Source organism: Methylotuvimicrobium alcaliphilum 20Z, from assembly GCF_000968535.2.
GTDB classification, from domain to species: Bacteria; Pseudomonadota; Gammaproteobacteria; order Methylococcales; family Methylomonadaceae; genus Methylotuvimicrobium; species Methylotuvimicrobium alcaliphilum.
This window is the reverse complement of the sequence record NC_016112.1, coordinates 3383800-3403660: the sequence shown is the minus strand read 5'-3', so window position 1 is coordinate 3403660 and position 19861 is coordinate 3383800. Positions and strand designations below refer to the sequence as shown.

17 protein-coding genes are annotated in these 19861 nt (G+C 47.6%); all 17 read left to right on the top strand.

Going from position 1 to position 19861, the window contains the following annotated elements; translation table 11 throughout:
- Positions 1-19: 19 nt before the first annotated feature.
- A complete protein-coding gene (tsf, locus tag MEALZ_RS14430; protein WP_014149391.1) occupies positions 20-904 on the top strand; it encodes a translation elongation factor Ts in 885 nt (294 codons plus the stop codon).
- A 169-nt stretch (positions 905-1073) separates the two neighbouring features.
- Complete coding sequence (gene pyrH, locus MEALZ_RS14425) at positions 1074-1802, top strand: UMP kinase (protein ID WP_014149390.1); 729 nt, start codon at positions 1074-1076, stop codon at positions 1800-1802.
- A complete protein-coding gene (frr, locus tag MEALZ_RS14420; RefSeq protein WP_014149389.1) occupies positions 1799-2356 on the top strand; it encodes a ribosome recycling factor in 558 nt (185 codons plus the stop codon). Before pyrH ends, frr begins: the two co-directional genes overlap by 4 nt.
- A 12-nt stretch (positions 2357-2368) precedes the next feature.
- A complete protein-coding gene (locus MEALZ_RS14415) occupies positions 2369-3133 on the top strand; it encodes an isoprenyl transferase (protein WP_014149388.1) in 765 nt (254 codons plus the stop codon).
- A 26-nt stretch (positions 3134-3159) separates the two neighbouring features.
- Positions 3160-4029 carry a phosphatidate cytidylyltransferase gene (locus MEALZ_RS14410; protein WP_014149387.1) on the top strand — a complete coding sequence of 290 codons (870 nt, stop codon included), beginning with the start codon at positions 3160-3162 and terminating at the stop codon, positions 4027-4029.
- Complete coding sequence (ispC, locus tag MEALZ_RS14405; protein WP_014149386.1) at positions 4029-5213, top strand: 1-deoxy-D-xylulose-5-phosphate reductoisomerase; 1185 nt, start codon at positions 4029-4031, stop codon at positions 5211-5213. The genes MEALZ_RS14410 and ispC overlap by 1 nt, the downstream gene beginning before the upstream one ends.
- 8 nt (positions 5214-5221) lie before the next feature.
- Positions 5222-6574: an RIP metalloprotease RseP gene (rseP, locus tag MEALZ_RS14400; protein ID WP_014149385.1), complete on the top strand. Its 1353-nt coding sequence runs from the start codon at positions 5222-5224 to the stop codon at positions 6572-6574.
- 252 nt (positions 6575-6826) lie between these two features.
- Entirely contained in the window at positions 6827-7546 is a 720-nt protein-coding gene (locus MEALZ_RS14395; protein WP_014149384.1) for a DsbC family protein, read from the top strand.
- A gap of 397 nt (positions 7547-7943) precedes the next feature.
- Positions 7944-9572 (top strand): multicopper oxidase family protein, encoded by a 1629-nt coding sequence (locus tag MEALZ_RS14390; RefSeq protein WP_014149383.1) that lies wholly within the window; start codon positions 7944-7946, stop codon positions 9570-9572.
- 645 nt (positions 9573-10217) lie between these two features.
- Complete coding sequence (locus MEALZ_RS14385) at positions 10218-12539, top strand: ATP-binding cassette domain-containing protein (RefSeq protein ID WP_014149382.1); 2322 nt, start codon at positions 10218-10220, stop codon at positions 12537-12539.
- A 21-nt stretch (positions 12540-12560) separates the two neighbouring features.
- On the top strand, positions 12561-14150 hold the full coding sequence (locus MEALZ_RS21070) for a serine/threonine protein kinase (protein WP_014149381.1): 1590 nt from the start codon (positions 12561-12563) through the stop codon (positions 14148-14150).
- 360 nt (positions 14151-14510) lie between these two features.
- Positions 14511-15671, top strand: coding sequence for a vWA domain-containing protein (locus tag MEALZ_RS14375; RefSeq protein ID WP_014149380.1), 1161 nt, complete (start codon positions 14511-14513; stop codon positions 15669-15671).
- 27 nt (positions 15672-15698) lie between these two features.
- Positions 15699-16316 carry a hypothetical protein gene (locus tag MEALZ_RS14370; RefSeq protein WP_014149379.1) on the top strand — a complete coding sequence of 206 codons (618 nt, stop codon included), beginning with the start codon at positions 15699-15701 and terminating at the stop codon, positions 16314-16316.
- Positions 16317-16352: 36 nt separating this feature from the next.
- Positions 16353-17060, top strand: coding sequence for a M48 family metallopeptidase (locus MEALZ_RS14365; RefSeq protein ID WP_162472970.1), 708 nt, complete (start codon positions 16353-16355; stop codon positions 17058-17060).
- A gap of 8 nt (positions 17061-17068) precedes the next feature.
- Positions 17069-17845 (top strand): PP2C family protein-serine/threonine phosphatase, encoded by a 777-nt coding sequence (locus MEALZ_RS14360; protein ID WP_014149377.1) that lies wholly within the window; start codon positions 17069-17071, stop codon positions 17843-17845.
- 597 nt (positions 17846-18442) lie between these two features.
- Positions 18443-19324, top strand: coding sequence for an SPFH domain-containing protein (locus MEALZ_RS14350; RefSeq protein WP_014149375.1), 882 nt, complete (start codon positions 18443-18445; stop codon positions 19322-19324).
- A gap of 94 nt (positions 19325-19418) precedes the next feature.
- Complete coding sequence (locus tag MEALZ_RS14345) at positions 19419-19835, top strand: hypothetical protein (protein WP_014149374.1); 417 nt, start codon at positions 19419-19421, stop codon at positions 19833-19835.
- Positions 19836-19861 lie beyond the last annotated feature (26 nt).

Below are 19861 nucleotides of genomic sequence, written 5' to 3'. Positions count from 1 at the left end.
TAAAGAGGAAAAACGAGAAATGAGCATATCAGCTGCAATGGTTAAGGAACTTCGGGAAAGAACCGGTTCCGGTATGATGGAATGCAAAAAAGCACTAGTCGAAGCAAACGGTGATCTGGAAGTTGCTATCGAAAATATGCGAAAAGCCGGTTTAGCAAAAGCCGATAAAAAATCCGGACGGACCGCAGCGGAAGGTGTGGTGGGCGTAAAAGTCAGCGACGATGCTAAAACGGCGGCGATTGCCGACATCAATTGCGAAACTGATTTCGTTGCGAAAGGTGACGATTTCGTTAATTTCGTTAACAATGTTACCGATGCTATTTTAAGCGCGGACGTGCAAACGCCTGAGCAAGTATTGGAGCTGAAGCTGCCAAACGGCAAGACGGTTGACGAGGTTCGTCGCGAACTGATTGCAAAACTGGGTGAAAATATCGCGATTAGACGTTTTGAAAAATACAATTTGCCTAACGACGGCGGTGCTGCATGTTATTTGCACGGTAGTAAGATCGGCGTATTGGTCGCACTGGAAACAGCCGATGAGGCATTAGGCAAGGATATTGCGATGCACGTTGCTGCAATCAATCCGACTTGTGTTTCCGAAGATCAAGTTTCTCAAGAAGCAATTGAGAAAGAAAAAGAAATTTTTTCCGCGCAAGCTTTGGAAAGTGGAAAGCCGGCCGAGATTATCGAAAAAATGGTGAGCGGAAGAATTAAAAAGTTTCTTGCCGAAGTTACCTTGTTGGGTCAGCCTTTCGTTAAGGATGACAAAGTCACTGTTGGCGAATTGGTTAAGTCAAAAGGTAATGCTGTTATTCGCTTTACCCGGTTCGAAGTTGGCGAAGGTATCGAGAAAAAAGAAGAAAACTTTGCTGAAGAAGTCATGGCACAAGTCAGAGGCTCATAATTCAATCCCCGGTTTATCCGGGGATTCGTTTTTATACTCCAAGCGGATTATACTCATATATGGGTATCTAACTGTTTGCGCAACGCAGAATACGGGCAAAAATCGTGATGTCGATTGCCTAAGTTATAAAATGCACTTTCCTAACCATTTCTCAACTTAAAAATCGATAATGACAAATTTTATCTGCCAGCGAATTTTATTGAAATTAAGCGGCGAAGCTTTAATGAGCGAAAAGGGAGGCAGTATCGATGCCGATATCCTGAAACGCTTAGCCGGCGAAATTAAAGAATTATGTGATGCAGGGATACAGGTCGGTCTAGTTGTCGGGGGCGGTAATATTTTGCGCGGCGCGCAAAAAGCTTCCGAAGGTCTTGATCGAGTCACCGGCGATCAAATGGGCATGCTTGCTACTGTAATCAATGCCTTGGCGATGCAGGATGCTTTGGAGTATTTAGGCTTGCAAGTTCGCGTCATGTCTGCATTAAAGATTAATCAAGTGTGCGAAGATTTTATTCGCCGCAGAGCGGTTAGACACCTTGAAAAAGGTAGGGTCGTAATATTCGCTGCCGGAACCGGAAATCCTTTTTTTACTACGGATTCGGCAGCCAGTCTGCGGGCGATTGAGATCGATGCTCAGTTGATGATTAAGGCGACTAAGGTTAAGGGTGTTTATTCGGCCGATCCTGAAAAAGTTAAGGATGCACGATTTTATCCGAGATTGACCTATGACGAAGCATTGGATCAACGCTTAAACGTCATGGATGCCACTGCTTTGGTATTGTGCCGCGATAACAATTTGCCGATGCGCGTAATGAATATTTTTGAACAAGGTGCAATAATGCGGCTGATGCAGGGCGAAGATATCGGCTCACTGATTGAACGAGGAACAAAAGCATGATAAGCGATATTCTACAAGATGCGGCTAAGCGCATGGGCAAAAGTGTCGAGGCGCTGAGGCACGAATTTACCAAAATTAGAACAGGCCGGGCGCATCCGAGCCTATTGGATCAAATTACCGTTCCGTATTACGGAGCCGATACGCCGCTTTCGCAGGTAGCCAATGTCGCGACAGAGGACTCACGGACTTTGACGGTTACACCATGGGAAAAAACCATAGTCAAGGCTGTCGAAAAAGCGATAATGGCTTCCGACTTGGGGCTTAACCCTTCCTCAAATGGTAATGTGATTCGTATCCCGTTACCGCCGCTAACCGAGGAGCGTCGTCGCGATCTGGTCAAGGTCGTCAAACAAGAAGCCGAGAATGGACGAGTAGCGATAAGAAATATTCGCCGCGATGCCAATTCCGATATCAAGGACGCGCTAAAAGAAAAAATGATTTCCGAGGATGAAGCTCGAGCGGCCGAAGATAAAATACAAAAGTTGACCGATCAGTACATCAAAGAAATAGAGAAGCACTTGGAAGAAAAAGAAGCGGACTTAATGTCTATTTAATGGAGTGGATTAATGTCCGAAGAACCCGAAACGCTTCCGGAATTAAACAAGAACCCGCGCCATATTGCAATCATCATGGATGGTAATGGGCGTTGGGCGCAACAAAGGCATATGCCGCGTGCAATGGGTCATCAGGCTGGCGTCAAAGCGGTTAGATCCATTGTTGAATATTGCGCCGAAGCGAATATCGAAGTATTGTCGTTATTTGCTTTCAGCAGCGAAAATTGGCGCCGGCCCGAGTCTGAAGTTTCGATGCTGATGAATTTGTTTTTATCGACCTTGCAAAGCGAGGTTAATAAGTTGCATCGGAACAATATTCGTTTAAAGTTTATCGGTGAACGAAAAGATTTTTCGGAAAAATTGCAGGCTAAAATTACCGAGGGCGAGATTCAAACCCGCGATAATAGCGGTTTGACTTTAGTGATTGCTGCCAACTACGGTGGACGATGGGATATGTCCGAAGCGTTTAAAAAAATAGCTGCGAAAATTCAAAGCGGCGAGATCAACGAGCAAGAAGTCGATGAGGCGCTGATCGGGCAACATTTATCCACCGCCGATTTACCCGAACCGGATTTATTTATCAGAACCGGCGGTGAACAACGTGTCAGTAATTTTTTGCTCTGGCAGTTAGCTTATACCGAATTATATTTCACGCCGACCTTATGGCCCGATTTTAATCGGCAATCGCTAGAGGAAGCTATCGGAAGCTTTAGAACTCGGCAAAGGCGTTTTGGGCATACCGGCGAGCAAATCCTCACAAAAGCAGTTACCCTTTAACTATTTGACTAGATAATAATTATAAAATGTTACTACAGCGAATTATTACGGCTTTGATTCTTGCGCCATTAGTCGTATTGGCCGTCTATTTATTGCCAATACCTTATTTTACTCTGGTTGTTGCGCTGGTGATGTTGGTTGCCGCATGGGAGTGGACAAGTTTAACCGGTATTGATAGGCCCTCGATGCGGATTTTATTTCTTGTCCTACTCATTCTGCCGATGGGCGGTGTTTATTTTTGGACTTATTTTCTAGAAATATTGGCACAAATTTTCGATTGGCCGGAAGTCAGGGCGCAGTCCGGTTTATTGGAATGGCTGATTATTTTACCGGTTTTATTTTGGGTGGTGGTAATGTTTCTGATCAAAAATGCATCGGATGCGCTGCTAAAGCTCGAATTAAAAAATGTTTATAAAGGTTTGATCGGCTGGGTGATTCTGTTTTTTGCGTGGATGTTTCTTTATCGCATGCGCGCTTTTTACGGTTCCGATATGGTGATGTATTTTCTGCTGTTGATTTGGATTGCTGATATTACCGCCTATTTCGTTGGCAAAAAATTCGGCGCTACCAAGCTTGCTCCTGAAATCAGTCCCGGCAAAACCATGGCAGGGTTTTACGGGGCTTTGGGAAGCGGTGTCGTTAGTGCGATCGTTTTGAGTTTGGTATTCGGGTTTACTTTGATGATAGGCTCAGACTTTGTTTTGTTGTCGGTCTTGACCGTTTTGATTTCGATATACGGCGATCTATTTTTTAGCCTAATTAAACGACAGCAGGGCGTTAAGGATACGGGGTCTATTTTGCCGGGGCATGGTGGTTTGTTAGATAGGATCGACAGCTTGGTGGCCGGTATTCCGTTTTTCTATGCCGGTATTCTGCTGATTAGAGAGTTATTTTAATGAAAGGTATTTGTATTTTGGGCGCGACCGGTTCTATCGGTGTCAGCACGCTGGATGTGGTTGCTCGCCATTCGAATCGGTATAGAGTCGTTGCGTTGACCGCGAACAATAATATCGACCTGCTGTACGACCAATGCATCGTCCATCGTCCTGACTATGTTGTCGTGGTTGATGAAAATAAGGCTAAACAATTTGCAGAGCGCATTGCTACATCGCCGGTATCCGATATAAAGGTGTTATCGGGAGCCGAATCGTTGCAGCAAGTAGCTACACTGGATAGTGTTGATTCGGTAATGGCGGCAATCGTCGGCGCGGCTGGTCTATTACCAACTTTGGCGGCTGCTAAAGCCGGTAAAACCGTATTGCTGGCAAATAAAGAAGCGTTGGTGATGTCCGGCGATATTTTTATGAAAGCGGTTACCGAGTCCGGTGCCCATTTGCTGCCGATCGATAGCGAGCATAATGCCATTTTTCAATGCATGCCGGCAGATTACTGTGCGGGTCAAGAGGCTAAGGAGGCGCGGCGAATTTTGTTGACTGCCTCGGGTGGCCCGTTCAGAACTAAGCCGGTAGAAGAGTTGGTCGATGTCACTCCGGATCAAGCCGTCGCGCATCCGAATTGGGATATGGGGCGTAAGATTTCTGTCGATTCTGCGACGATGATGAATAAAGGGCTTGAATTGATTGAAGCCTGTTTATTGTTCAATATGTCGCCGGATAAAATTCAGGTGGTGATCCATCCGCAAAGCGTGATTCATTCAATGGTCGATTATGTCGACGGCACTGTGTTGGCGCAAATGGGTAACCCCGATATGCGAATACCCATTGCGCATGCGATGGCGTGGCCGGAACGCTTCGACTCCGGTGCGGCGCCGCTGAATATATTCGACGTTAAGCACATGGATTTCGAACAACCCGATCTTCAGCGTTTCCCTTGTTTACGCTTGGCGATTGAAGCCGTCGAGGCAGGCGGTATTATGCCGGCTGTGTTAAATGCCGCTAATGAAATCGCGGTTGCTGCCTTTTTGGACGAGAAAGTCCGTTTTACCGACATCCCTTACATTATTGAACGGAGCATGCATCAATTCGAAGCCGATCCGGCGGATACGCTGGATATTGTATTGGCAGCCGATAGCAAAGCCCGGGAAGTGGCTGAGCGTATCGTCGAAGAACTTAAGCGTTAATTGGGTTAATGAGTACGCTGTTTTATTTTATTGTCGCGATCGGTATTCTGGTTTCGTTTCATGAATTCGGTCATTTTTGGGTCGCGCGAAAGACCGGCGTCAAAGTACTGAGGTTTTCGGTCGGGTTTGGTAAGGTCATTTGGTCTTATCAAAAATCGCCTGCGTCGACCGAATATGTCATCTCGGCAATACCTCTAGGCGGCTATGTCAAAATGGTTGACGAACGCGAAGGCAAGGTGGCCGACGAAGATTTGCCTTTTGCATTCAACCGTCAGCCATTGTGGGCGCGGTCGGCGATTGTCGCGGCCGGACCATTATTCAATTTAATGCTAGCCGTGCTGTTTTTCTGGATCGTGCTATTCATAGGTGAAACCGGCTTACGCCCGATTATCGGTCATGTCGAGCCTGGTACGCTTGCCGCCGAAGCCGGTTTGCTCGAAGGCGAAGAGATCGTAGCGGTCGATCAAAAGAATACCGCGACTTGGGCGGAGGTTATTGAGTCGATTTTCTCGGCGGCCATGACCGGTCGAGAAAGTGTCGATGTTACGGTAAAAAACATCGATGAACAGCAGCATTCGCGGCTTATCAACTTTCCTGAAGAATTGCGAAGCGAACCGAATAAACTTTACGATAAATTAGGTCTCAAGCCTTGGATGCCTCAGCTCAGGCCGGTTGTCGGGCGAGTGTTGGAAGGCATGCCGGCGGCCGATGCCGGATTACAGTCAGGTGATTTGATTGTTTCTGCTGATGGTGAACCGATCAATACCTGGTTGCAATGGGTCGACTATGTGCAAAATAGCCCAGGAAGAGTAATCGACCTGACTATTGAAAGGCAAGGCGTGCAATTGAGTCTCGAAATAACGCCTCAAAAAGTCGTCGAAACAGACGAGGTTGTCGGGAAAATCGGCGCGGCCGCTGAAATTCCAGAAGATTTGATGGCGTCGTTGCAAGTGCGCAATGATTTACCGCTTTGGCCGGCTCTGACGGCGGCTGTTTCGAGAACCGTTTTTTTTAGTACCGCAACACTCAAAATGATGGGTCAGATGATTGTCGGTAATGCTTCTGTAAAAAATCTTAGCGGCCCAATCAGTATCGCCCAGTTTGCCGGGATTTCGGCTGAGCGCGGGTTTGTCGAATTCCTGTCTTTCTTAGCCAAAGTTAGTATTAGTCTTGGCGTACTTAATTTATTGCCGATTCCGGTGTTAGACGGCGGCCATTTGTTGTTTTTTGCGATTGAAGCGATTAAAGGCAGCCCCGTCTCGGAAAAATTCCAGGTTGCGTTACAACAGGTCGGTATTTTGCTACTACTGTCGTTGATGGTATTGGCTTTATTTTTGGATTTGGAACGTTTGTTTCAATGATAAAGCCGCTTATAGCCTTAATGCGTTTCACCATGAAGATCATGAAGAATAAGAAGTTATGCCTTTCGCACTTCAAATTTCGGCAGTGCCTAAGGAGGCCCCTTTGCCGGATTTTTATCTACATCGATAGCCAACACCAAGCAATACAAAACCGCCGAATAGTGGATTCTATTTTTTCATAAGGTAATGAACAAAACAATCGGTCGACAGTCCTACAAACGCATTAGTCATTTACGAATTTATGGAAACGTTATGAAACAAATACTTAAAACAGCGATATTGCTTGGTTCGGTTTTAGGCGTGAGCGTTGTTCAAGCCGATGAAGCGGCCATCAAGGCGGCTCTGAAAAAATCGATGCCAAACTTCAATCCTGACTTGATTAAGCCTTCTGAAGTGAAGGGAGTTTATGAAGTCACGGCGGGCGCAACCATTTTTTATGTCTCCGATGACGGTAAATACTTATTACAAGGGCGCTTGATCGACTTGGAAGCCAGAACCGATTTGACCGAAGCGAAAATGGCTAATACGCGAAAGAATACGCTGGAAAAGTTGGGGCAAGATCAAATGATCGTGTTCAAGCCGAAATTAAGTCAGCATAAAGTATTTATTTTTACCGATATCGATTGCGGCTACTGTCGGAAACTGCATTCCGAGATCGATCAATATATGGCCGAAGGCATTACTGTTCAATACTTGTTTTATCCGAGAGCGGGGAAGGGCTCTGAATCGTACACCAAAGCCGTTTCGGTATGGTGTGCGGAAGATCGTAATGATGCTTTAACCAAAGCCAAACAAGGGAAAAACCCCGAAGCCAAGACCTGTACCAATCCGGTCGATGCACATATGAAGCTCGGTAACGATTTCGAAGCGCGCGGAACGCCGATGATAGTCACTGAACAAGGTTCTGTATATCCGGGTTATTTACCGGCCAAACAACTGGTTGAAGTACTGCGCGAAGAAAAAGGTTTATAAATCAATCCTGCTAGGTTGTGGGTGTATGAGAACGTTTATTCTATAACTGTCTCGCATCAAATGGTGTGCTTCTTAAGAGTCGCCGAAATTTGAAGCGCGAAAGGTATATAAACAGCAATTCCCAATTTGAAGATAAAAAAGGGTGCGGGGTGTGCTTGGCGAGGATGTCGGAGCCGCCGTCAAGCCCCCATGGATGGGTTTACGGCGTTCCTCGACAGGCATACCCCGCATCCTGAATACGGCGAAATATCTCAAACTGGTAATTGCTGGTATATAAACTTCGCGCGATCATGTTTTCGGCTTTTATGGCAAGACGCTTCGCTAGGGGAGTTTAAATTGCTATTAATTTATAATTTGCTAATATACTAACAAATTATAAGTCCATGAGGTATAGGCGATGAATTTTCCGATCAATCAACAACGTCGACAATGGTTAAAGTATGCCGCATTTGCGGCAGCCGGTGCGGCGACTTACCCCTCTTGGGCGCAATCGGGCGGAACCTTTAAAGCGGTCAATACCCCTTCGGCGAATTTTCATCCCGATGTGGAAATTGAACTGACGCAGGATATCGCGCAGGTTCCTATCTTCGAAGGGCCTGAAACCCGAGTTTGGAAAGTGCGGGCTAAAGTTCTTAAAGGTCCGGCTTCATCGATAGAAAATCACCCCGATACCTATCTTGCCCCGACGATTCGCCTGAAAAAAGGCCAAAAAGTCAGAATTCATTTGAATAACAATTTACCGGCGCATTCGATTTTGCATTGGCACGGACTGCATGTGCCGGCCAACATGGACGGCAATCCGATGTACGCGGTCAGCCACGGCGAATCTTATATCTATGAATTCGAAATTCTGAATCGTGCCGGAACCTACTGGTATCACGCACACACCCATAGCGTCACCGCCAAACAAGTCTATTCGGGACTTGCCGGCTTGTTCATTGTGCATGACGATGAAGAACGAGCTTTGAATTTGCCCAAGGGCGAATTTGATCTGCCGTTGGTCATCCAAGACAGAAGCTTCGATAAGAATAATCAACTCGACTATAGCAACCACATGATGCAACGCATGCAGGGCTTTCTCGGCGATCGGATTTTTGTCAACGGCCGGCCCGATTATGTGTTGCCTGTCGCGGGACAGGCCTATCGGTTGCGATTACTGAACGGATCAAATTCGCGGATCTATAAACTGGCCTGGTCGGACGGCAGTAAAATGACCGTGATCGGTACCGACGGCGGATTGTTGGAAAGGCCGAAGCAGTATTCCTATGTGATGTTGGCACCAGGCGAAAGAATCGAGCTGTGGGCTGATTTCAGCGGTCGTTCGGTTGGTTCTGAGATAAGCATGCGCAGCTTGTCGTTCGATATTTCGACACACGGTCATGGCGGCATGGGCATGATGGGCGGCGGTCGCGGAATGATGGGCGGAGGACGGCGGGGCATGATGGGCGGCGGGGGTATGGGCATGATGCACTCTTCCGATCTGCCGTCGGGTAGTGAATATTCTTTATTTAACGTTAAAGTGATTAAAGCCGGCAAATCGTCGCAGAGTTTACCGGAGCGCTTATCCACGATACCTAAGTTGAATGTTCGCGATGCTGCGAATAACAAAGATCCAAGAACCATTAGATTGTCGATGCGGCACATGTCGGCGTTATTGAATGGGCGTTCCTACAAAATGGACGATGTTCGCGACGATGAAATTATTCCTGTCAATAGCTTGCAAGTCATCGAATTCGACAATGGATACAGTGGCATGAGCGGCATGCCGATGCCCCATCCGATGCATTTACACGGCGAACAATTTCAAATCATCAAACGCCAAGTCAATCCGAAATCGAGAGAAGCGTACCGAACGATTTCCGGTGGATTGGTCTGGGGCGGCTGGAAGGATACGGCGTTGGTGATGCCCGGCGAAAAGGTGACCGTATTGAAACCATTCAATGATTTTATAGGGCTATTCATGTATCACTGCCATAATCTCGAGCATGAAGATATGGGTATGATGCGGGATTTCTTAATAAAATAATCTGAGTTCTGTTTATACTCATCGTAGATCAAAGTTCGGAAACGGGGAGCCCGTTAAAGGCGTAGTACGTAAATTATCGAAATTCGATCCAGCACCTAAATTATTTAAGATATACCTTTTGCACTTCAAATTTCGGCAGTGCCTAAGGAGACACCGGGGTGCGCGGTCGATTTTGCAGGAGCAAAAATCTGCAAACGCCATGGATGGCGTGAATGCGGATTTTGCATGGAGCAAAAATTTGCCCTGCTGCCGACAACCTCGCTAGCCACTGCCCATACCTTCATAAAGCTAACCATTTTTTGAGTATAAAGGGAGTAATTCTCTATAAATACCAGTAATTCCCAGTTTGAACATATTTTCGCAATTTAGGGTGTGGAGCATGCCTGTCGAGGAACGCCGTGAACCCGTCCATGGGGGCTTGACGCCGGCTCCCTGCCGCCGACATCCTCGCCAAGCATGCTCCACACCCTTTTTTTATCCTCAAATTGGGAATTGCTGCTATAAATACCCTTAAGACACAGGTTTTTCGGAATCAGGCAAACAATTTTGCGTTAAATGAGGGTTGCGATTACAATCATTTTTATGTTTTAAGTTTCATTTAATTTAAATTTATTGGGTGAAAGAGCGCCGAGTTCAAAAATAACAATGAATAATGCATACATCGGTCGCACAGTCAGCGAAACTCCGTTTCAACTCGAACTACTTGCAGCAAAGACAAGGCAAGCGATAGTTTGTGAATTCAGTAAGGAGTGTCGACTCGGTAGCGATACCGGCAACGATGTTCAGATAACTGGAGACGGGGTTTTACCCCGACACGCCAAGATTTTTGTTAGTGAAGATAGCGCATTATTCATTGCTGCGATCGACGATGCGCCAATTACCGTTAATGGCGCGCTTGCAGACAAACCATTGATGCTGAATAACGGCGATTGGCTTTTATTCGGTTCCACGCCTTTTCAAATCAAGTTTCAATCCAGTCAAGCCGCTGATGATGTTTTGTCCGGCGACGATACATCCGCCGGCGTTACACTGACAGGAAAGTCGGTGCTGACGATAGGCCGATTACCTCAATGCGATATCACAATACCTTCGCCGCTGGTGTCCCGTGAACATGCCAAATTAACCAGAGAGTCTACGGGATGGGTTATCGAGGATTGCGGTAGCACCAACGGAACCTTTGTCAATGCGGTGCGCATCAGCGGTAAGCAACCGGTGTTGGCCAATGACTGGTTGAGCTTCGCCGCATTCGACTATCGGTTCGACGGGAACGCTATTATTCCATCGAACCAAGACGGTCAAGTCAAGATCGAAGTGTATCGGTTGACCAAAGAGGTCAAGGAATCGTCGGGTCAGACTAAACGATTGTTGGATAGCCTGAGTTTTGCGATTCATCCGGGCGAATTCGTCGGTATTTTCGGCACTAGCGGTTCGGGTAAATCGACGTTGTTGGATGCGCTGAACGGACGCCGGCCCGCCACAAGCGGCGATATTTTATATAACGAAATCGATTTGTACGGCGCGTTCGATTTGTTTCGTGCGGCGATCGGGTATGTGCCTCAGCAAGACATCGTGCATCGCAAAATCGTCATGCAGCATGCGTTGAAATTCACCGCTAAACTGCGTTTGCCTCCCGATACCTCGGATTTTGAAATGGATGAAAATGTCCTGAAGGTGCTTGAAAAGGTCGGATTGGCCGAGAAGGCCGGATTAGCAGTCGATACGCCGACACCGTTGAGCGGCGGTCAACTGAAACGCGTTAGTTTGGCGGTGGAATTGGTCGCCAATCCGAATGTGTTGTTTCTGGACGAAGTGACCAGCGGACTGGATGCCGGTACCGATAAAAAAATGATGCAATTGTTTCGGAGTTTGGCCGAGGACAAAAAAACCGTCGTTTGCGTGACGCATACGCTGGAAAATATCGACACCTGTCACCTGGTCTTATTGCTGCATCAGGGACGTCTGGTTTTCTATGGACCGCCTCAAGCCGTGATCGGTTATTTCGGGATCGATCGCTTATCCGATGTCTATGAACTGCTCGAAAGCCGTTCGGCCTCCTATTGGGCCGATAAATACCGAGCCTCGAATTTTCACGATACTTATGTCGAAAAACGTTTGAAGCTATCGGAGCAACGCGACAATAAAGATGTTCTAAAATCAAACACGCGACCGACGAATAACAAATGGTTGCAGAGTTGGCGCCAAACCAAAACGTTAATGTCGCGTTATTGCGAATTGATTTTGTCGGATCGTAAAAACCTACTAATTTTAATCTTACAGGCGCCGTTGATCGCGTTGATCGTTAGTTTGGTATTCGAGATGGACGATCAGATAGCTCTGCGAGCGGCCAAGCAAAGCCAGATTCTGTTTATCATGGTGTTGTCCGCGATCTGGTTCGGTTGTCTCAATTCCGCACGGGAATTAGTTAAGGAGTTGCCGATTTATATTCGCGAACGCTCGGTAAATTTAGGCTTAGGGCCTTATATCGTGAGTAAATTGATTCCGTTATCGTTGCTTTGTTTTGTGCAATGCTTCTTGTTATTAGGCGTTATCGCGTTATCGATATCGGTGCCGGGCGATCTGATACAACGTTTTTTGATTTTGTTCGCATCAGGCATGGCGGCGACCACGATGGGGCTTTGCGTCAGCGCCTTTGTCAATTCCAACGATAAAGCGGTTGCGACGGTGCCGATTTTATTGATTCCGCAGGTTATTTTATCCGGTGCTGTGGTTAATCTCGAAGGCGCCGGGCTTTGGATAGCCAAAACGACGATGATTTCTTATTGGTCTTTCGATGCGATGAAATTGACGCTCGGCGAGGAGATTAGGGCTGTTAAGGATTTTACCGGAACCACTGTCGTATCGATAGCAGGAAGCACAGGGAGCGATTTGGCGGCGATTGCCGGGTTGGGTTTGTTTTTTCTGATCGCGACGGCAATAGGTCTGAAACTCAAGGATACTAAAAAATAACCGAAGCCGATTTGAACATATATGAATGAAACAGCACAAGAACAGCCCCGGACCTGTCCCAAATGCGATCAACCGGATTCGGCCGATGCGATCGCGCAAAATAAATACCGGTGTACAAAATGCCAATACGAAATAGCGCATATCGATACCGCACCTAACGGCTCGATACGCGGTATTTTCGGTTGGCTGAAAGGCGTCGGCGATTTGATTGGCGATCGCTATATTATCCAAACAGTGCTGGGAAAAGGCGGTTTCGGCGCGACTTACCTAGTCGAAGATCAACGCGTGAAAGGAAAACGTTGGGCGCTCAAGGAAATTCCCGAGATGCTGTTCGATGAATATGAAGTTTCGTTGTTGAGCAACCTCGATCATCCCTCGATCCCTATCATTGTCGACCGTTTCAATGAAAAAGGCATGGTCTATTTAGTGTTGAAATTCGGCGGTAGCCGAACGCTGGCTACCGAATGCAAGCGGCTCGGTAGAATTGTCTTTACGGACCTTAAGGACTGGATCGTTCAGGTCGGGCAGGTACTCGAATATCTGCATTCGCGAAATCCGCCGATTATCCATCGGGATTTGAAGCCGGAAAACGTTTTGCTGGACGATGAAAACAGAATCATGCTGATTGATTTCGGCATCGCCAAGGAATCTTCGCCCAACGAAATGACCCGTACTTTGGGGAGAGCGGCATCAATCGGTTTCAGTCCGCCAGAGCAGGTCATGGGCACCGGTACCGACATTCGATCCGATATTTATTCATTGGCGGCCACGGTTTATTTTGCCGTGACCGGTCAAACGCCGGTCGCGGCGCATGAAAGGGTGTCCGGTAAAGCCTTGACGCCTCCTAAACAAATTGCGCCCGAATTGCCGGATGTAATCGATAACATGATTCTTAAAGGATTGAGTCTCAATGTCAATGAGCGCCCGCAGACCGTGGCGGAATTCATCGGTGTATTTTCAGCCGTTAGCCAAGTTGATGAAGAGGCTTTGCTGTCCGGCAAAACGGTGCAAATTTCCGATTTGCAATTCGGGCCGGTAATTAAGACCCAAGGGAATCGTTCGCAGCCGATCTCACGTTCAACGATTCAATATACAGAAGCTCACAATAGCTCCATAAAAAAACTGGCGATTTTGCTTGTCGTTGTCGTAGTGCTGTTTTCAGCGTTTGCCGGCGGCGCCTATTGGCTGTTTTTCAAAGACGGCTCGGATGAGGTGCCGATTGCAAGTGCCGGTCCCGAACCCGAGTCTTTACCGCGTGAGACCGGAATTGCCGAAGGGACGGTTCCTGCCGCAATGGATTCGCCGTTTTCCGCTCCCTCCGTTGTCTCGAAGCCTGTCGTGCCTTCGGCAGATTCAGGTTTGTCGGCACTGGAAATATTGAATAAACGCAGGCCCGTTCAACCGGAATCGGATAGCAAGTCTTCGGTCAATAAAGCTTCGCAAACACTCGATTCGAATCGCGTTGTTCAGCAGCCAAGCACGCCTCCGAAACCGGTAGCACGCCCTAAACCGAAGCCGAAACCGCAACCTAAACCGATAGCCAAAACCGAGCCTAAGGAAGATAATTCCGGCTGGGTTATTATTCCGGGGCAAACACAAAAAATACGTTAGGTTAGGGGCGCAAATAACCGAATCCGCTACAAAGATCATTGTTCCGGTAAGTTATTTGTCGCGAAATCCTAAGCATTCGCAGTTACGAGTAACTTCTTTGAGTATAAAGCAGCAATTCCCAATTTGGGGATCAAAAAGGGTGTGGGGTATGCTTGGCGAGGATGTCGGCAGCAGGGAGCTGCCGCCAAGCCCCCATGGATGGGTTTACGGCGTTCCTCGACAGGCATACCCCACACCTTAAAATCGGCGAAACTGCTCAAACAGGGAATTGCTGGAGTATAAAGTGTTAGTCGTTGTTTATGGGGGAGTCGGACATTGAGTCCGATGGGTAAAATACTACATTAAAGAGGAATCGACGTCATGATGAAAATCTCAAGACAAACGCAACAGACCGGCAAAAAATGGTTTAAGGGGGTGGGGCGCTTTATATTGCCTGTTCTGGTTTTAATGCAAGCCTTGTTTCTTACGGGCCCAGCGCATGCCGGCGGCTACGGATTTGCAGCGCCCGGCGGTTACGGCGTTAAAGTCTATCGGGTAAATTATGCCTTGTATCCGTTTGTACAATTGTATATTCGAACCTTCGATCAAAACATGCAGCCTTTGGTGAATCTCAACGAAATGAATATCGGTCTGATGATCAAAGGCAAAAGCTACGATCCGATGAAACGCCAATATGGCATTCAAAGCATACGCAATCGAAGTGAGGCAACCCGTTCCGTTTTGGTAATCGATGCTAGCAAGTCGATGGCGGGAACGGCATCGGAAACCGCGCTCAGAGCCGCTGCTCGTTTTATCGACAGCAAACGGCCCCAGGATGAGGTGGCGATCCTGGCGATACGCGATACCAAAGAAGGCTATGATTTGGTATCTCAATTCGAAAGGGATGCGGGCGCTCTTGCCAGAAGGTTGGCGGATATTCGAATCGATGGTATGAAAAGCCGTATTTACGATAGTATCGGGGCTGCGATTCAGATGTGCGGAATGTCGGCGCAAGGATCGTCAGTAGACCCTTCGGCCGATAATGTCATTGCATCGTGTTCGGTGGTCGTTTTTTCCGACGGACGAGACGAGGGCAGTGCGCTTTCTCGCGAAGAGCTGAATGGCCGAATTACTTCGATGCGGATTCCCATACCCGTGTATTCGCTTGCTTACGGCAAGAGTTCAGTGGACTATTTTAGAAATCTCGAATCCATATCGAAAAATTCGTTCGGCATCTATTATTCATTGGGCGAAACCTATGACAGGATGCAGCGCATCGTCGAAGAAATCCAAAACATTTTACAAAGCGACTATGTTGTGACCTTCCGATCTTATATTCCGGTTGACGGCGAGCAGCACTCCTTTAAGGTCGGTATCGAATATCCGACAGGTAGCGGTAAATATTATTACGACAATGGCCAATTCGAAGCGATAGAGCCGCCGCCTATCCAAGCGATTGATAATTATCTCAACCTATTGAATCAAAAAATCCCGCTTCTGCCGGATAACGATCCGTTTTACAACAGGCCGTCCGCTCAGTAGCAGCGCTAATCTAATGAGGATTTCATCATGAATCATGCATTTCCTAAAACAGCCCTAAGTGCGGTTGTATGCGTCAGCCTGATCACCGGATGTGCGACTACTCCCGAAAATCAACAAGCCATTGGTGCGGGATTGGGCGCGGTGGCCGCCGGTTTGACGACCGGTCTATTGACCGGTAATGTCGGCTACGGTTTAGCGGCGGCGGCCGGCGGCGCCGCACTCGGTTGGGGCGCCGTCAAATTGGCGCAATACAGCTCACAGCAGGTGCGCAGTCCTGCCGAGGACCAATCGCTATACGGGTTTACGCCTGCCGCCAATACCGTGCTGGTCCGTTTGAATAAAGGCACGGCTTCGCCGGATACCGTTGCTCCAGGGCAACAAGTCATGGTTGCCAGCGATTATTCATTATCGGTACCGCAAAATCAAAGCATAGCCTCGGTCGAGGAAACCTGGACCTTAAAAAAGGACGGGAAGGTGATTTTCGAGGCCCCGCCTCAAAATGTGCAGCGTTCCGCCGGCGGTTATGCCGTCAATGCGACGATTCCGATACCTAAGAATGCATCGGCCGGTACTTATGTCGTCGAAACCAAAGTGCAAGCCGGCACCAGCAGCGATATCAATCAGGCCGTATTTATCGTTCAATAAGCGCTAATGCTTCGCTTGCGGTTAATCAAAAGAAGCGTGCCAAGGACGATTGCAAGGGTATTTTTTTATTTGCTGATAGGTGGCAGTGCGATCTCGAGGTCGGCTTGGGCAAATTGCTCCGGCGAACAGCAGCATTCCGCGAATGCCGCCTTTCGTATAGAACAGGAATGGCCGTTACGGCCGAGCCAGGACATCGTCAACCGATATTTGCAAACTCTCGGAGAGCGTCTTCTTCCCCGAAGCGGGCCTTGGTTAAAGTGGTTCACGCCAATCGATTGGCCGGCTTCGGGATGGCGTTTTTTCACAGTCAGGGATAGCTCGGTCAACGCATTTTCGATTGGGGACGGGCGCACTTATATCACCGAAGGCAGTTTTCATTTCGTCAATAACGAAGCCGAACTCGCGGCGATATTGGCTCATGAAATGGGGCATCAATTAGCCGGTCATTTTTGTCTCCGGCCAGGCTTATCTGGTAAAAAGCATAGGCAAATAGGCACGCTGGTGCAGATCATCGATATCGATAGGGAAATCGAAGCGGATGCGATCGCATTGGATATCTTGCAGGCCGCCGGTTTTCCGCCTGACGTTCTGCTGAATATCATTGATCGCTTGCCGGTAAAAGGCGACGAACAGCAGCATCAAGCTCGTCTAAATAAGCTATCTAAGCGATTGGAGCCGGGAATCAATGATAATTTTTCAAGTTCCGCAGAGTTTTTTCGGATAAAGCGATTATTATCCGAATAGGAACGGGCATGAAATTCGATCTATTTAAACGATTTACTCATAATCAAGCCGAAAAGTCCGATAGGCCGAGTATTCAATTCAGTTGTTTTACTCATCCGGGTAAAGTTAGAAGCAATAACGAAGATAGTTTTTTAATGCTGCCTGAAATGGGTATTTGGGCCGTTGCAGATGGCATGGGCGGACATAATTGCGGAGAAGTTGCCAGTGCGGTCGGGTTAATGACCTTGCATCGCGAGCTGGCTTCCGGAGCAAAATTGATCGAAGCTATTCAACGCGCGCATCTCAAAATCAAGGAGCAAGCTTTCAAAGATCCAGAAGCCCAGGGGATGGGGATGACCTTGGTCGCGATACAAATTGAAGAGGGGCGTTATCAAATTGCCTGGGTCGGTGATAGTCGCGCCTATCTCTGGCGGAATAATGGATTAAGGCAATTGACCAAGGATCATAGCTATGTACAAATGCTGATGGATCAAGGCTTAATCGATGAAGAAAGCGCCAAGACCCACCCCTATAAAAACGTTATCACACAAGCGATCGGCAGTTCCGACAAAGAAGTTGTGCAAGTGGATGTGGTCGAGGAAATACGCGATAAGAGGGATATTGTATTACTTTGCAGCGACGGATTGACCGGTCAAGTGCCCGATTCAACAATCGCGACCATACTCGCAGGGGATGGGAGCTTGGATAATAAGACCGAGCAACTTCTGGCAGAAGCGTTGGCGAATGCGGCCGATGATAATATTACATTTATTTTGTTGGCGGAATCTCAGGCGGACTGTTCGTAGAATCTAATAAGGGTATCGTTGGTTGCATTCGAAAAAGCCGAACTTACTCCCTTTTGATTGAAAAACCGTCTAAGAATATACCTATCGCACTTCAAACTTCGGTATTAGCGTACGGAGGCGTCGGGGTGTTCGGCAAAGGCTTTGGCAGCATGGATGCTGTCATAGAGCCTACATGGACGTATTCACGGCGTCCTTTGACGGGCACCCCGATGCCGACATTCGCGCTAGCCACAACCCATACCTTCATAAAGTTAACCATTTTTTGAGTATAAAGGGAGTAAATAAGGCAAATTTTTCCCGGTCGTCTATATTCGAGGTCCTGATTAGCAAGTTTCTTCAGCTAAAGGCCAAAAACCAGCATATCCCTAGCAGGACGGGGTTTACAACCCCGTCCTAAACGTTTTGACTTTGGCCGAAGTTAGCCGAAATGTTTAGGGCAAACCGAAACGTTGGGGACGGGTTAAATAACCCGTCCCGCAGAAGTGGCTACGACTGGCCACTGTTCGGACAATTGGCTTCAGCAAGCTGAAGCATCTTGCTAATCAGGTTCGAGGTTATAAGATTTCCGAGTCCATTTGTATTTAGTGCGAGAAAATTATGATTCAGCGAAAACTTCTGGTTGTTTGTATTCTAACTTCTTCGGTCCTGGCGGGTTGCGGCAGTAAGGTTGAAGTGCCGTCTGCTCATGTCGGGAAGATCATGACTCAATACGGCTTCAAGGAAGGCATTGTCAATACCTCGAAGTTTAGGCTAGAGCCTTGTTGGGCCTATTGCGACAAGTTGGTCGTCATGAATGTTTCGGACATAGCCAAAGCCGAGCAAATGCAGTTGTTCATGCCGAAAGACAAGTTGAATATGGCGTTTGATTTGCGGATGACGCTGGCTGTTAAGCCGGAACAGTATGATGAATTGTTTTCCAAAATAGCGCCGGAGCAAGTTGGGGATGTTGAAAGCATTCCTCTCGATAAGGTTTACCAGACCTATGCGCAGCAGATTATCCGGTCGGAAGCTAGAGAGTTTTTGTCGAATTATACGATTGCCGAAATCAGTTCCTCTCGGGAAGCGATCAATTCCGAATTGAGCGCTAAGTTATCGAAGAGCATCGGCGAAAGAACGCCGTTTTTAGTGCGCTATGTCGGGTTGGCGGACATAAGGTATCCGGAAATCATTGTTAAGGCGCAGGAAAATGCAGCAGAACGGCGCGAAATGATTCAGCAGGAAGAAGCGCAATTGGAAATCAGCAAAGTGCAATTAGAGCGCAAGCTTCAAGAGCAACGCATGCAACGCGCTATCGACGTCGAAAAAGCCGAGGCCGAGGCCGAAGTCAACAAGATCCTAGCTCAGTCGGTCACGAACGAATACATCCGCTACCGTTCTCTGAATGTGCTCGATAAAATGAGCGAATCGAATAACAAAGTCTTTATTCCGATGGAAATGCTCGGCACAATCGCCGGCGGTGTCATGCTGGGAAAGCATTGATTGCGGTTATGTTCGGCTACTTTTATCAAAGGGTTCTAGGGAGGAGCGGAAAACCAGCCGGATTCGGGCCGGTTCGGATTTCCGCCGATACGGCATGAGTACTTATCTGTTCAATGTTTTACTTTCGTTTTTTCCTTATCTGATCATTGGCTTTTTCATGCTCTGTGCCGCATTGATGATCGAGCCGCTGGTGCGAGGCGGACTGATCGTCAAAAAGTTGAACAAGGCTACGCTGAAAAAAAATAGGCTGTTTTTGCTTTGTGCGGCATTGACCATATGGGCTTTCGGGCTGTTTTTAGCGTTGAGCTCGCCTTCCAATATCCCGAAAACGGAAGTCTTCGACAAGGCGGCAAGCCATCGAGCGATTGTCGACAAAGCTGAAGAGAGCCGTGAACTGCCGAAACAGCCTGTCAGAGACAATACTTTAAAACCTAAGAACCGGGAAGATCGCGACGCGCATTTCAAATCGTTGACCGATTATAAATCAAGGACTCGGCAATATACGGAATGATGCAAGATACCCTTTCCAGTCGCCGA

Coding starts and splice junctions, on each gene's coding strand:
- tsf (WP_014149391.1), top strand. CDS start 20: ATGAGCATATCAGCTGCAATGGTTAAGGAACTTCGGGAAAGAACCGGT.
- pyrH (WP_014149390.1), top strand. CDS start 1,074: ATGACAAATTTTATCTGCCAGCGAATTTTATTGAAATTAAGCGGCGAA.
- frr (WP_014149389.1), top strand. CDS start 1,799: ATGATAAGCGATATTCTACAAGATGCGGCTAAGCGCATGGGCAAAAGT.
- MEALZ_RS14415 (WP_014149388.1), top strand. CDS start 2,369: ATGTCCGAAGAACCCGAAACGCTTCCGGAATTAAACAAGAACCCGCGC.
- MEALZ_RS14410 (WP_014149387.1), top strand. CDS start 3,160: ATGTTACTACAGCGAATTATTACGGCTTTGATTCTTGCGCCATTAGTC.
- ispC (WP_014149386.1), top strand. CDS start 4,029: ATGAAAGGTATTTGTATTTTGGGCGCGACCGGTTCTATCGGTGTCAGC.
- rseP (WP_014149385.1), top strand. CDS start 5,222: ATGAGTACGCTGTTTTATTTTATTGTCGCGATCGGTATTCTGGTTTCG.
- MEALZ_RS14395 (WP_014149384.1), top strand. CDS start 6,827: ATGAAACAAATACTTAAAACAGCGATATTGCTTGGTTCGGTTTTAGGC.
- MEALZ_RS14390 (WP_014149383.1), top strand. CDS start 7,944: ATGAATTTTCCGATCAATCAACAACGTCGACAATGGTTAAAGTATGCC.
- MEALZ_RS14385 (WP_014149382.1), top strand. CDS start 10,218: ATGAATAATGCATACATCGGTCGCACAGTCAGCGAAACTCCGTTTCAA.
- MEALZ_RS21070 (WP_014149381.1), top strand. CDS start 12,561: ATGAATGAAACAGCACAAGAACAGCCCCGGACCTGTCCCAAATGCGAT.
- MEALZ_RS14375 (WP_014149380.1), top strand. CDS start 14,511: ATGATGAAAATCTCAAGACAAACGCAACAGACCGGCAAAAAATGGTTT.
- MEALZ_RS14370 (WP_014149379.1), top strand. CDS start 15,699: ATGAATCATGCATTTCCTAAAACAGCCCTAAGTGCGGTTGTATGCGTC.
- MEALZ_RS14360 (WP_014149377.1), top strand. CDS start 17,069: ATGAAATTCGATCTATTTAAACGATTTACTCATAATCAAGCCGAAAAG.
- MEALZ_RS14350 (WP_014149375.1), top strand. CDS start 18,443: ATGATTCAGCGAAAACTTCTGGTTGTTTGTATTCTAACTTCTTCGGTC.
- MEALZ_RS14345 (WP_014149374.1), top strand. CDS start 19,419: ATGAGTACTTATCTGTTCAATGTTTTACTTTCGTTTTTTCCTTATCTG.